The organism is Allorhizobium paknamense, from assembly GCF_030815125.1.
GTDB classification, from domain to species: domain Bacteria; phylum Pseudomonadota; class Alphaproteobacteria; order Rhizobiales; family Rhizobiaceae; genus Allorhizobium; species Allorhizobium paknamense.
Window position 1 is genome coordinate 95,637 of sequence record NZ_JAUSWH010000009.1, and the last position, 13,086, is coordinate 108,722.

The 13,086-nt window shown below is 60.0% G+C and carries 11 protein-coding genes; 1 reads left to right on the forward strand and 10 read right to left on the reverse strand.

The genetic code is table 11. From position 1 onward, the window contains the following. Positions 1-148: 148 nt before the first annotated feature. Positions 149-628, forward strand: coding sequence for a chemotaxis protein CheW (locus QO005_RS14605; RefSeq protein ID WP_307158779.1), 480 nt, complete (start codon positions 149-151; stop codon positions 626-628). A 120-nt stretch (positions 629-748) separates the two neighbouring features. Here QO005_RS14605 and QO005_RS14610 read toward each other — a convergent pair whose 3' ends face one another. From QO005_RS14610 to QO005_RS14655, 10 genes are all read right to left on the reverse strand, one after another. Next, entirely contained in the window at positions 749-1,792 is a 1,044-nt protein-coding gene (locus QO005_RS14610; protein WP_307158780.1) for an aldo/keto reductase, read from the reverse strand. A gap of 465 nt (positions 1,793-2,257) precedes the next feature. Next, positions 2,258-3,913, reverse strand: coding sequence for an OFA family MFS transporter (locus QO005_RS14615; RefSeq protein ID WP_307158781.1), 1,656 nt, complete (start codon positions 3,911-3,913; stop codon positions 2,258-2,260). A 270-nt stretch (positions 3,914-4,183) separates the two neighbouring features. Beyond that, positions 4,184-4,444 (reverse strand): formate dehydrogenase subunit delta, encoded by a 261-nt coding sequence (locus tag QO005_RS14620; protein WP_307158782.1) that lies wholly within the window; start codon positions 4,442-4,444, stop codon positions 4,184-4,186. Further along, positions 4,434-5,255: a formate dehydrogenase accessory sulfurtransferase FdhD gene (fdhD, locus tag QO005_RS14625; protein WP_307158783.1), complete on the reverse strand. Its 822-nt coding sequence runs from the start codon at positions 5,253-5,255 to the stop codon at positions 4,434-4,436. Before fdhD ends, QO005_RS14620 begins: the two co-directional genes overlap by 11 nt. 14 nt (positions 5,256-5,269) lie before the next feature. Next, on the reverse strand, positions 5,270-8,149 hold the full coding sequence (fdhF, locus tag QO005_RS14630; RefSeq protein WP_307158784.1) for a formate dehydrogenase subunit alpha: 2,880 nt from the start codon (positions 8,147-8,149) through the stop codon (positions 5,270-5,272). Positions 8,150-8,154: 5 nt separating this feature from the next. Further along, a complete protein-coding gene (locus tag QO005_RS14635; protein ID WP_307158785.1) occupies positions 8,155-9,711 on the reverse strand; it encodes a formate dehydrogenase beta subunit in 1,557 nt (518 codons plus the stop codon). Beyond that, complete coding sequence (locus tag QO005_RS14640; protein WP_307158786.1) at positions 9,708-10,187, reverse strand: formate dehydrogenase subunit gamma; 480 nt, start codon at positions 10,185-10,187, stop codon at positions 9,708-9,710. Before QO005_RS14640 ends, QO005_RS14635 begins: the two co-directional genes overlap by 4 nt. A gap of 211 nt (positions 10,188-10,398) precedes the next feature. Then, entirely contained in the window at positions 10,399-11,334 is a 936-nt protein-coding gene (locus QO005_RS14645) for a LysR family transcriptional regulator (protein WP_307158787.1), read from the reverse strand. Between the two features lie 133 nt (positions 11,335-11,467). Then, complete coding sequence (locus QO005_RS14650) at positions 11,468-11,782, reverse strand: ArsR/SmtB family transcription factor (protein WP_307158788.1); 315 nt, start codon at positions 11,780-11,782, stop codon at positions 11,468-11,470. A 103-nt stretch (positions 11,783-11,885) separates the two neighbouring features. Then, the gene (locus tag QO005_RS14655; protein ID WP_307158789.1) at positions 11,886-12,818 is read right to left on the reverse strand and encodes an L-lactate dehydrogenase; all 933 of its coding nucleotides are present in this window, start codon (positions 12,816-12,818) and stop codon (positions 11,886-11,888) included. Positions 12,819-13,086 lie beyond the last annotated feature (268 nt).

The window sequence follows — 13,086 nt, forward strand, 5'->3', positions numbered from 1 at the left end:
ATTCAGATTTAAGAAACACTCTTGCGCTAATATGCCCGTGTGACAGGTGGAAAGACCACCGACCGCACAGGTGGCGACGAAACAGAATCAGCGGTACCGCGCTTTTCAGGCGCGATGGCATCGGTGAAGAACAGGCGGAACGAAGCGCATGGCAACGACGATCAGCTCAACGAGTTTTGGCAGTGAAAACCTTGAAATCATTGCGTTTCGTCTGCACGATCAGGAATTCTGCGTGAAGACGACCACCATCCGCGAAATTCGCGGCTGGGCTCCGTCCACCCCCATTCCGCATGCGCCGGCCGATGTGATTGGCGTCATGAACCTGCGCGGCTCGGTCATCCCGATCATCGACCTCGCCTACAAGCTCGGCATGAAGAGCACGGTCGCCAACGAGCGCTCGGCCATCGTCGTTGCCGAGGTGCATAACATGGTCATCGGCATGCTGGTGGACCGCGTTTCCGACATTCTCACCATTTCCGCCAGCCAGATCCAGCCGGTGCCGGAAGTGTCCGCCTCCTTCGACAAGTCCTTCTCGGAAGGCATCATCGCCAATGAAACCGGCATGATCTGCTTCCTGAACCTTTCGAAGATGTTCAAGGGCACGGAAATGGACGATCTGGCGGCTTGATCCGCCAAAATGAAATTTCACAAAAAAGCCGCCCACCCGGGCGGCTTTTTCGTTGCTGGATCTTTGTTTTTACGCATGTCCGGACGGAAAACCGGTTTCCACTTTTCGCGGGACAATGCTCTATTTCTTGTCAAAAGGCTGCGGGATGCGGGCAGCGCTCTGGCGGTCCAGCATCCAGCCCGGATATTCGGGCGGCAGGGCACTGACCGCATCCAGGCGTTCCAGATCTTCAGTCGTCAGCTTAAGGTCAACGGCGCGAATATTCTGCTCCAGCTGTTCCAGCCGCTTGGCGCCAATGATGACGCTGGTCACGAAAGGCTTGGCGAGAATATAGGCGAGTGCCACTTCCGCAACGCTGGCGCCGTGGCGCTCACCAATCTCGCGCATCAGCGCCACGCAGTCCCAGGCGCGGTCCTTGTTGACCGGCGGAAAGTCGAAATTGGCGCGGCGGCCTTCGCCGTTGCCCGGCGCGCCGGGACCGTATTTGCCCGAAAGCAGCCCGCCCGCCAAAGGTGACCAGACCATCAGGCCGAGCTTTTCCTCCTTGAGCAGCGGCACGATGTCCCGCTCCAGATCCCGGCCTGCGATCGAATAATAGGCCTGCACCGTCTCGAAACGGGCAAAGCCCCGGCGTTCCGAAATTCCAAGCGCCTTGGCAATGCGCCAGGCTGCCCAGTTGGAGACGCCGACATAGCGGACGAGGCCACGGGAGACGAGATCGTCCAGGGCCCGCAATGTCTCGTCGATGGGCGTGACAATATCGGTGGCGTGGATCTGGTAGAGATCGATATGGTCCATTTGCAGCCGCTCCAGGCTCGCCTGCACCTGATCCATGATATGCCCGCGTGACGCGCCGCGATCGTTCGGCCCATCCCCCATGACCCCATAGACCTTGGTGGCGACGACGACATCCTGCCGCTTGACCCCGAGATTGCGGAAGGCCTGGCCGAGCATCTTTTCGGAAACGCCGAAGGAATAGACATTGGCCGTATCGAAGAAGTTGATACCGGCAGAAAGCGCGCGCTCGACGATGCGGTCGGCGGCGGCCTGATCGACATCGGCAATCGCACCCCACATGCTGGAGCCGGCTTCGCCGAACGTCATGGTGCCAAGGCAGAGTTCAGACACGAACAGCCCGGTATGACCCAGTTGATTGTAACGCATGATGGAAACTCCCATGATGGGAAAGGAAGGAAAAGGCGGCCCCAAAGCCGCACGACAGACGCCCCGGCGATAAAAATGGACAAAGAGCCCGGCAGCATCCAGCACTTAACGTAAAGTCTCGACCAGACCGTTCAAGGGGGCGAGGATCACGAACCCTCATTCTCTCCAAAGAAAAGGGGCTCTCCAACAAAAAAGGGCGACCGAAGCCGCCCTCATCATCTCCTTCAAGCCTGGACTTATACCAAGGCTCGAAGATGCTACTGCATAATTCCTTAAATCGGAATCGATTTAAGGTGAAATTATGCAGCAGATTTAAAGTCTTACAGCATGCTTTGTGCGTTTGATAAAACGCACGGCGCTGTAAAGCATCCTCGCCTTGAAAAGATTTCGAATATCTCAAATGCATCGAAGGCTTGAGATATTCGAAAAGGGAATACGAAGAGCCATTTTCAATGACTCATCGTATTATCCGAACAGCACGAAGCTGCTCTTCAACGTCACCCAGACACCCCAGACCAGCGGGATACCGACGGCCAGCCAGGCGAGAGCCGCCTTGGCATCCAGGCCACCCTTGCCGATGCCGAAGGAGCCGGTGGGACCGGCATTGGCCGCTGCCGACTTGGCCTGCAGGGCCGCCACTTCTTCATCCGACATGTACCACTTTTCCGGCAGGGGCCGGACCAGGGCGTTGCAGATCAGACCGAGCGCCAGCATGCCCGCAAGGATATACATGGTGCTGGTGTAGAGCGCCGGTCCCGGGGCGACACCGGCGGCGATCTGCGCCTCGCGGATATAGTTTACCACGACCGGACCCACGATGCCCGCCGTGGACCAGGCCGTCAGCAACCGGCCATGGATGGCGCCGACGAATTGCGTGCCGAAGATATCGGCGAGATAGGCCGGTACCGTGGCGAAGCCGCCGCCATACATCGACAGGATGATGCCGAAGGCCAGAACGAAGAGAGCCTTGGAGCCCATCAGCGCCAGGGTCGGCGCAAGCGCGTAGAGAATGATGCCGAGGATGAAGAAGCAGAAATAGGTGTTCTTGCGGCCCAGCTTGTCAGACATCGAGGCCCAGAAGAACCGGCCACCAATGTTGAAAAGCGAGAGCAGGCCGGTGAAGCCGGCCGCAATGGCGGCGATCTGCGCCTTGCCCGCCGGATCGAGCTGGGCAAACGCAACGCCCGGCTGGCCGATCAGGGAACCGGCAAAGATTTCCTGCAGCATGGGCGAGGCCATGCCGATCACGCCGATGCCTGCCGAAACGTTGAGGCAAAGCACAGCCCAGATCAGCCAGAACTGCGGCGTCTTGTGCGCGTTGCGCAGATGAACGTGGCGATGGGTGATCATGCTGCTCTTGGCCGCCGGCGGCGTCCAGCCTTCCGGACGCCAGCCTGCCGGCGGAATGCGATAGCCAAAGGCACCGCCCATCATGAAGACGAAATAGATCGCCGCCATGACCATGAAGGTCTGCCAGACGCCGGGACCGGCCTCGGACTTGAACACGCCCATCAGCAGGTTGGCGAGCGGCGCGCCGATCATGGCCCCGCCGCCAAAGCCCATGATGGCCATGCCCGTTGCCATGCCGCGACGGTCCGGGAACCACTTGATCAGCGTCGATACCGGCGAAATATAGCCAAGGCCAAGACCGACGCCACCAATGACGCCTGCACCCAGCCACATCAGCCAGAGCTGATGCGTCATCACGCCAATCGACGCGACGAGAATGCCGCCGCACCAGCACAGTGCCGAGACGAAACCCGCCTTGCGCGGACCGACACGCTCCAGCCAACCACCCCAAAGCGCCGCCGAGCAGCCGAGCAACACGAAGAACAGGGTGTAGATCCAGCCGAGATCCGCCACGCGCCAGTTGCAGCTGGTGGTGAAAAGCGCATCCATCAGCGTCAGGCTGGCGCAGCTTGGGTCCGTCACCGGCAGCGCCTTGCTGAGCGGCAGCCAGAACACACTGAAGCCATAGGCCATGCCGATGCAAAGGTGAATGGCCAGCGCCGCAGGCGGGACCAGCCAGCGATTGAAGCCAGCCTTGGCGATAATTCTTTCACGGTCCAGAAGACCGCCTGCCGGGGATGTCCCCACCCCGGATGAGCTTGTGACAGCCATACCCTTCTCTCCTTGTTATGATGAAACACCTCACGCCGCCCTGAAGAGCACGAGGAGTATTTTTGAGGCACCAGGCGGAAAACAGAGCCCGGCTATTCCAAATACGACACCCCAAAATCTCAGGGGTTATTGACGAATGACAAATCAGCTTTCAAGCCGAGGAACGGGTTTTGCCGCCATTATTTCGCAGGCGCACAAAAAATGGTTAGCAAATAGGGTGTTAATCGCTCTCACCTTTGAGGGTGTGAACCCTATGAGAACGATGTCTCGTCATGCCGGTATGCGCCCTTCCGGCTGCGCCACTTCAGCCGGGCGGCGAATGCGGGCGGCAGCTTCCATCACCAGCGGATCGAAGCCCTCTCCTCCCGCATCGATCATCTCGAAGAAATGCCGGCGCATGCGCGGTTCCCAGAATTTGTTGATATGCGTGGCAATGCCTGGCACCCGCTCCGCTTCCGGCTGAGATTTGAAGAAGGTGGCGATCTGGTTGGCCATGCGCACCAGTTTTGCGGCGGTCTCGTCATGCGACATCGGCTTCGTCTCCTCCCGTCACCCGGTCTGGCCGGGTGAAAATCTCAAAATCCTCACCCCGGGCAATGCCGATCAACGTCATGCCCGCGGCCTCCGCCGTCTCGATGGCCAGCGCTGTCGGGGCGGAAATCGCCGCCAGCACCGGCGCGCCGAGAATGGCAGCCTTCTGCACCATTTCCACGGAGAGGCGGCTGGTCACCACCACCATGCCCTCATCGCCCTTGCGCCCGGCGCGCAACACCGCGCCCACCAGTTTGTCGAGCGCATTGTGGCGGCCGACATCCTCACGGATGGCCAGCAACCCTTCTCCCGGAATGAAGAAGCCCGCCCCATGGACGGCATGGGTTTCCCGGTTCAGGCTTTGGGCGCGGCCAAGCGCCCGCATCGCCTCATGAATGTGCTCGGGTGTTACGCTAAAGCCGGGCACAGTCACTTGCGGCACTTGCCGTGTCGCCTGCTCGATGGATTCGATGCCGCACAAACCGCAACCCACAGGCCCGGCCATGCGGCGGCGGCGCGCCACCAGCGCCTCGGCGCTGTCATCCTGAAGCGTCACCTGCACATCGATGCCAGCCCCGGCCTCCACCGGTTCCACCGACAGCACGTCGGCGGCGCTGGTGATGATGCCTTCCGCCAGTGAAAAACCCAGCGCAAAATCCTCCAGATCCTGCGGCGTGCCCATCATCACGGCATGGGTGGAGCCGCCATAGGAAAAGGCAATCGGCACTTCTTCCGGGACGATGCGGGAGGCCGCGGTGATGACCCCGGCCTGAAACCGCTTTTCCCGGACCGCCCGGCTGGCTTTTGTCATACCCTTCCTTTCACTCACTCCGCCGCCTCAAGCTTGCCGGCAATGCGGCGGGACTTGCGCGACAGGTCTTCATAATCCTGCTGCCATTCACTCGGCCCGTTAGAAGGCGAAACCTGCACCGCCGTCACCTTGTATTCCGGGCAATTGGTTGCCCAATCCGAGAAATCGGTGGTGATGACATTGGCCTGCGTGCCCGGATGATGGAAGGTGGTATAGACCACGCCCGGCGCAACGCGATCGGTGATCAGAGCCCTGAGCGTCGTATCGCCCGAGCGGCTGGCCAGCTTGATCCAGTCACCATCCTTGATGCCGCGCTGTTCGGCATCATGCGGATGGATCTCCAGCCGGTCCTCCTCATGCCAGACGACATTATCGGTGCGCCGCGTTTGCGCGCCGACATTATACTGGCTGAGGATGCGGCCCGTGGTGAGCAGCAGCGGGAAGCGCGGACCGGTCTTTTCATCCGTCGGCACATATTCCGTGCGGATGAACTTGCCCTTGCCGCGTACGAAGCCATCCACATGCATGATCGGCGAACCGACCGGGAATTTCTCGTTGCAGGGCCACTGCACCGAGCCCATCTTTTCGAGATAATCATAGGAAACGCCCGCGAAACTCGGTGTCGTCGCGGCAATTTCATCCATGATCTGAGAGGGATGGGTATAGTTCCAGCCAAGCCCCATGGCCTCGGCCAGTTTCTGCGTCACTTCCCAGTCGGCATAGCCGTTCTTCGGTGTCATGACTTTACGCACACGGTTGATGCGGCGTTCAGCATTGGTGAAGGTGCCGTCTTTTTCCAGGAAGGTGGAACCCGGCAGGAAGACATGGGCAAAGCGGGCCGTCTCGTTCAGGAAGAGATCATGCACCACCACGCATTCCATGGCCTCCAGACCGGCGGAGACATGTTTCGTATCCGGGTCGGACTGAAGAATATCCTCGCCCTGAATATAGATGCCCTTGAACGTGCCTTCGACAGCCGCATCCAGCATGTTGGGAATACGCAGGCCCGGTTCGTTGTTCAGCGTCACGCCCCAGAGCTTTTCAAAAGTCTCGCGGGTGGCATCGTCGGAGATATGGCGATAGCCCGGCAGTTCATGCGGAAAGGACCCCATGTCACAGGAGCCCTGCACATTATTCTGCCCCCGCAGCGGATTTACCCCCACGCCTGGACGACCGATATTGCCCGTGGCCATGGCCAGATTGGCAATGGCCATGACGGTGGTGGAGCCCTGGCTGTGCTCCGTCACACCCAGACCGTAATAGATCGCACCATTACCGCCGGTGGCGTAGAGCCTTGCAGCGCCGCGCAGGGCTTCCGCCGGAACGCCGGTAAACTTTTCCGTTTCTTCCGGGCTATGCGCGGGATCGGCCACGAAGGCCGCCCAATCCTCAAATTCCGACCAGTCGCAGCGTTCGCGAATAAAGGCTTCATCCGCCAGCCCTTCGGTGATGATGACATGGGCCAGCGCCGTCAGCACCGCAACATTGGTGCCGGGCTTCAGCGGCAGGTGATAAGCGGCTTCAATATGAGCGCTGCGCACCAGATCGATGCGGCGCGGATCGATGACGATCAGCTTCGCCCCCTTGCGCAGCCGTTTCTTCAGCCGCGAGCCGAAGACCGGATGGCCGTCAGTCGGATTGGCGCCGATCACCATCACCACATCGGCATGTTCGACACTGTCGAAATCCTGCGTGCCCGCCGAGGTGCCGAAGGCCTGACCCAGACCATAGCCGGTCGGCGAATGACAGACGCGGGCGCAGGTATCGACATTGTTGTTGCCGAAACCGGCCCGGATCAGTTTCTGCACCAGATAGGTTTCTTCATTGGTGCAGCGCGAGGAGGTAATACCGCCAATGGCATCGCGGCCATATTGATACTGGATGCGCCGGAATTGCGAGGCCACATGCGCGAAGGCCTCTTCCCACGTCACTTCCCGCCAGGGATCGGTGATGTTTTCGCGGATCATCGGGTTGAGAATGCGGTCCTTATGGCTGGCATAGCCATAGGCAAACCGGCCCTTGACGCAGGAATGGCCGCGATTGGCCTTGCCATCCTTGAAGGGCACCATGCGCACCAGTTCCTCGCCACGCATTTCCGCCTTGAAGGAACAGCCAACGCCGCAATAGGCGCAGGTCGTGACCACCGAATGTTCGGGCTGACCGATGGCAATCACCGATTTTTCGGTCAGCGTCGCGGTGGGACAGGCCTGTACGCAGGCCCCGCAGGAGACGCATTCCGACTCCAGAAACGCCTCATGCGCGCCGGGAGAAACCCGGCTGTCGAAACCGCGTCCCTCGATGGTCAGCGCAAACGTGCCCTGCACTTCTTCGCAGGCCCGCACGCAACGCGAACAGACGATGCATTTCGACGGATCATAGGTGAAATAGGGATTGCTCTCATCCTTCGGCATGTAACGGGCATTGGGCAGATCCCCGGCCCGGGCCTTGACGTGATTGTCGCCCTCATAACCGTAGCGCACGTCGCGCAGCCCGACCGCGCCCGCCATATCCTGCAATTCGCAATCGCCATTGGCCGCGCAGGTCAGGCAGTCCAGCGGATGATCGGAGATGTAAAGCTCCATCACGCCCTTGCGGATCTGCTTCAGCCGTTCCGTCTGGGTATGAACGACAAGCCCTTGCGCAACCGGCGTGGTGCAGGAGGCGGGGGTGCCGTTGCGACCCTCCACCTCCACCAGACAGAGACGACAGGAACCGAAGGCATCCACCATATCGGTGGCGCAAAGTTTCGGCACCTGAATACCGGCCTCCATGGAGGCGCGCATGATGGATGTGCCGGCAGAAACCGTGACCTCACGGCCATCAATGGTCAGCGTCACCGTTTCGGTGGCTTTAGAAGCAGGCGTACCGTAGTCGATTTCATGAATGAGAGACATGGAGATTACTCCGCAGCTTCAACGAGGGGTGCCGGCTGAAAATCCTCCGGGAAATGCGTCATCGCACTCATCACCGGATAGGGCGTGAAACCGCCCAGCGCGCACAGCGACCCGAATTTCATGGTGTTGCACAGATCGGCCAGCAGGGCCTTGTTCTTCTCAGGCTCGATACCGCGCGCGATGCGATCCACGGTTTCCACACCGCGCGTCGAGCCGATGCGGCAAGGCGTGCATTTACCACAGCTTTCCACGGCGCAGAACTCCATGGCAAAACGGGCCTGTTTCAACATGTCCGCCGTGTCGTCGAAAACCACGATCCCGGCATGACCGATCAACCCGCCTCTGGCGGCAAAGGCTTCGTAATCGAACACCGTATCGAAGAGCGACGGCGGGAAATAGGCCCCCAGCGGCCCACCCACCTGCACGGCCTTGACCGGACGGCCCGATAGCGTGCCGCCGCCGATGTCGTTGACGATTTCCCCTAGTGTCAGGCCAAAAGCCGTCTCATAAAGGCCGCCATGCTTTACGTTTCCGGCAATCTGGATCGGAATGGTGCCATGGGATTTGCCGACACCGTAATCGCGGTAGAAGGATGCGCCCCGGTCCATGATCACCGGAATGGAGGCCAGCGACATGACATTATTCACCACCGTCGGCTTGCCGAACAGGCCTTCCAGCGCAGGCAGCGGCGGCTTGGCCCGCACCACGCCGCGCTTCCCCTCAAGGCTGTTCAGCAGCGAGGTCTCCTCGCCGCAGACATAGGCGCCCGCCCCTTCCCGCACCTCCATATCGAAGGCGTAAGGCGAACCCAGCACCGAAGGTCCGAGAATGCCAGCCTGGCGCGCCAGTTCAATGGCCTGCCGCATCGTCGCGATCGCATGCGGATATTCCGAGCGCGTATAGACATAGCCCCTGGTGGCGCCCACCGCGATCCCGGCAATCACCATGCCTTCGATCAGCACGAAGGGATCGCCTTCCATGATCATCCGGTCGGCAAAGGTGCCGCTATCGCCTTCATCGGCATTGCAGACGATGTATTTCTGGTCGGCACTGGCATCCGCCACCGTCTTCCATTTCACACCGGTCGGGAAACCGGCGCCGCCACGTCCGCGCAGACCACTCTCCGTGACCTGTTTGACGATATCGGCCGGGGCGAGGCCAAGGGCCTTTTCCAGCCCCTTCAGCCCCTGATAATGCCGGTAGTCCGCCAGCGACAAGGGATCGGTCACGCCACAGCGGGAAAAGGTCAGCCGCGTCTGGTTTTTGAGGAAAGGCATTTCCCTGGTCAGCCCGTGGGCCAGCGGATGCGCGCCACCGGTGAGAAAACCGGCATCGAAGAGCGACGGCACATCGGACGCCTTCACCGGACCATAGGCGACGCGCCCGTGCTCCGTGCGCACCTCGACCAGCACCTCCAGCCACAGAAGACCACGCGAGCCGTTGCGAACAATCGTGACATCCAGCTTGCGGGCCTCTGCCTCACGGGCAATCGCCGCAGCCACCTTATCGGCACCGACGGCCAGGGACGCGGCATCACGGGGCACAAAAACAGTCACACTCATCGGCTGACCTCCTTCAGGAGGCCGGTCAGACAGTGCTCATCCAGCCGGGCATGAACCTCGCCATCCAGCATGGCAGCGGGGGCCTGGGCACAGAGGCCGAGACAGAAGACAGGCTCCAGCGTCACCGCGCCATCGGCAGTGGTTTCATGCCAGTCAATGCCGAGCATGGTCTTCACCCGTTCGGCAAGAGGCTCACCATTCATCGACTGGCAAGCCTCGGCGCGACAAAGTTTCAGCACATGACGGCCGGTGGGATGGTCACGAAAATCATGATAGAAGGTCACGACACCATGCACTTCGGCGCGCGAAAGATTGAGCGCAGTGGCAATCATCTGCTTGGCGTACTCGGGAATATAGCCGAATTCCCGCTGAACACCGTGAAGAATGGGCAAAAGCGGCCCTTCACTCTGCCGGAATTCCTCAATGATTGCCGCGATTGCGGCAAGGTCGCCGTCTGCGGCAGCCCTTATATTCATGCTGACCTCCACCCTGTGGGCAGCCATCCGAAACGCAGACAGCCTCCACTCAACCCAAGCCGCGAAGATGCTTGCGCATCCTCGACTTGAAAGATTCCGAATACGCAGCGTCATCTTCAATGCCGCGACGTATAACACCTCCCGCGCCGAACCCCGGGGACATCCGGCATGTGTTCGACTTGTCATTGCACAAGAATGGAGAAGCCTGGAGTCAGGTCAATATCGGCTTTTCGTTACGCGATAGAATATTTCTATCAAACACCTGTGCAGATGCGAGATGACGCGCCTCATGCAACAGTGCGGACACCAGCGGCGTATAGGGTTCCCGGTGGGTGGCCACCAGGCCGACAAGATGCTCCGCTTCCGGCTCGACAATCGGAACCATGCGGATTTCTTCGGAAAAACCGAAGGATTCCGCAACGTTACGGGGCATGACCGACGCCCATTGTCCTGTGCGGATATGGGAGAACAGCACGATCATCGAATTCGATTCCAGCGTGGGCTTGGCCTTGACGCCCGCCTCCGCCAGATGATGATTGATAATCCGGCGGTTTTGCATATCCGCCGTCAAGAGACAAAGCCGAAGATCGGCCACCTCCCGCCATTTCACGCTTTCGCGATCCGCAAGCGGCGTTCCGGCCGCCGCGATCAGGTGATAACGTTCCGCGTAAAGCGGGACGGAGGTAACACGGCCCAGCGGCTCATGATCGAGATAGGTGATCCCTGCATCGATCTCGAGATTTTCCAGAAGGCTCAGGACCTGCAAGGAGGTCCGTGACAGCACGGAAAACGTCACTGCCGGATGGCGGGCTTGAAAGGGCTCCGTCAGCTTTTGCACCATGGCAAGCGCGGTCGGGATGACCGCCAGCCGGATATGGCCTGCAAGACCCTTGCGGGCCGCGCGCATTTCCTCCCGCATGGTACGGGTATCACCGACGATGCGGCGCGCCCATTCCAGAACCCGCTGGCCTTCCGGCGTCAGCCCCTGAAAACGCGAGCCGCGGCTGACCAGCATCACGCCAAGCTGGTCCTCCAGCTGACGCACGGCGGCAGACAGGGTGGGCTGGGAAATGCCGCACTCCTCGGCGGCCCGCCCGAAATGCTGATGGCGCGCCAGCGCTATGAAAAACTCGAGCTTATCGATCATCCCGTGCCAACACCCGCGAACCCGAAAGGCTTCCGCGCGGCAGAGGCGTTCCTGTTCAAATCTGGGAAGAGGCCTGCGATCGCCTTGCACAAAGGACGTATTTTATAAGCTCTCTTTGTCGCAAAACCGCAGGTCAAGCCACTTCCGTCTGCGGCGTACAATACATACGATACAGCACCGAGACCAGTTCTCCCACCGCAGGATTGGCGATGGAATAGAAAATCTGGCGACCTTCACGGCGACTATTGACCAGATGATCGAGGCGCAAGCGCGCCAATTGCTGCGAAACGATGGCCTGTTGCAGACCGAGCATGTCCTCTAGCTGCCCAACAGTTTTTTCACCCGTGCCCAGAATGCACAGGATCAGCAGGCGGCTTTCATGGGAAAGCGCCTTCAACAATGCGGCAGCGGCATGGGCCTGCTGCATGAACTCGGCAAGCCGGTCCATCGAAACATGAGTCTCCAAAGAGGTAGGAACGACAGTACTTAACACAAAAAAGCCCTCAAAGCCGCGCGATAGCGGCAAACACCCTTCAAGCAAAAAACCAGTGTCAGACAGGTATGGAGACGGCGATCTCCTTCAACATGGAAAGACTTTCCTTCAAAGCCTGCTGCTCGTGGGGCTCGAGCGGCGGGATCAGATCTGCAATGACGCCATCACGGCCGATGACGCGCGGCACCGACGCCGCAACGTCACGCACGCCCGCAAGTTCGGGCATGACGCAGGAAACGGACAGGACATCCCGCTGGTCACGGGCAATCGCCTTGGCAATCGTCGCCAGACCAGCGCCGATCCCGTAATAGGTCGCACCCTTGCCATGAATGATCTTGTAGGCTGCATTACGGACATCGTCTTCGATATGGGTTTTAACCTCCGGCGTCATCGGCCGCTTGACCTGCTCTGCAAAGGAGAGCAGCGGCACGGACCCGATCCGGACACTGGACCAGGCCAGGACTTCGCTATCGCCATGTTCGGCCAGCACATAGGCATGCACCGATTGCGGCGAAACGCCGAGATGACGGCCAAGCAGACTGCGAAATCTCGCCGTATCGAGGATGGTGCCTGAACCAATGACCCGGCTGGGCGGCAGGCCGGAAATACGGGTGGCGATATCGGTCATGATATCGACCGGGTTGGACGCAATCAGCAGGATCGCCTGAGGCGCAACCGCAAGCACCTGCCCCACCACATCCCGAAAGACCCGGGCATTGCGCCCGAGAAGCTCCAGCCGCGTTTCGCCAGGCTTCTGACTCACGCCAGCCGCGATCATCACGATGCCGGCTCCGTCCAAAGCCGAATAATCACCTGCCCGGACAGTGGTGGCCGAAACAAAGGGCACGGCGTGGGAAATATCTTCCGCCTGGGCAACCGCCAGCGCGGTATTATGATCCACCAGCACCAGTTCCTGGGCAATGCCCAGCATGGCAAGCGCATAGGCGGCGGAACTGCCGACCATGCCCGCGCCAATGATGCCAATTTTCATGCTCCCCGCTCCCTCATCCAAGCCGTCCTGAACTTAAAGCAAATCTACCTGTGATTGAAAGCGGAAATATCTCAATAACCACCTTCTACCCCCATTCCCAGAAAAGAACGACGCGTCAGGAAGGCGCGCCGAAGCAAGCTTCAAAAAGCCATTCAGAGACAGTGGCGAGGCGCAGGGACGCTGTCAATTGCACTCACGAGAAAGCCTCAAAAAGGTCGAGGCCAATACTGGGACAGATTTGTTCAATTGCGACACGTCGCCAGCGAAA

Coding starts and splice junctions, on each gene's coding strand:
- fdhD (WP_307158783.1), bottom strand. CDS start 5,255: ATGACAAAAGCCAGCCGGGCGGTCCGGGAAAAGCGGTTTCAGGCCGGG.
- QO005_RS14640 (WP_307158786.1), bottom strand. CDS start 10,187: ATGAATATAAGGGCTGCCGCAGACGGCGACCTTGCCGCAATCGCGGCA.
- QO005_RS14635 (WP_307158785.1), bottom strand. CDS start 9,711: ATGAGTGTGACTGTTTTTGTGCCCCGTGATGCCGCGTCCCTGGCCGTC.
- fdhF (WP_307158784.1), bottom strand. CDS start 8,149: ATGTCTCTCATTCATGAAATCGACTACGGTACGCCTGCTTCTAAAGCC.
- QO005_RS14655 (WP_307158789.1), bottom strand. CDS start 12,818: ATGAAAATTGGCATCATTGGCGCGGGCATGGTCGGCAGTTCCGCCGCC.
- QO005_RS14620 (WP_307158782.1), bottom strand. CDS start 4,444: ATGTCGCATGACGAGACCGCCGCAAAACTGGTGCGCATGGCCAACCAG.
- QO005_RS14605 (WP_307158779.1), top strand. CDS start 149: ATGGCAACGACGATCAGCTCAACGAGTTTTGGCAGTGAAAACCTTGAA.
- QO005_RS14610 (WP_307158780.1), bottom strand. CDS start 1,792: ATGCGTTACAATCAACTGGGTCATACCGGGCTGTTCGTGTCTGAACTC.
- QO005_RS14645 (WP_307158787.1), bottom strand. CDS start 11,334: ATGATCGATAAGCTCGAGTTTTTCATAGCGCTGGCGCGCCATCAGCAT.
- QO005_RS14615 (WP_307158781.1), bottom strand. CDS start 3,913: ATGGCTGTCACAAGCTCATCCGGGGTGGGGACATCCCCGGCAGGCGGT.
- QO005_RS14650 (WP_307158788.1), bottom strand. CDS start 11,782: ATGGACCGGCTTGCCGAGTTCATGCAGCAGGCCCATGCCGCTGCCGCA.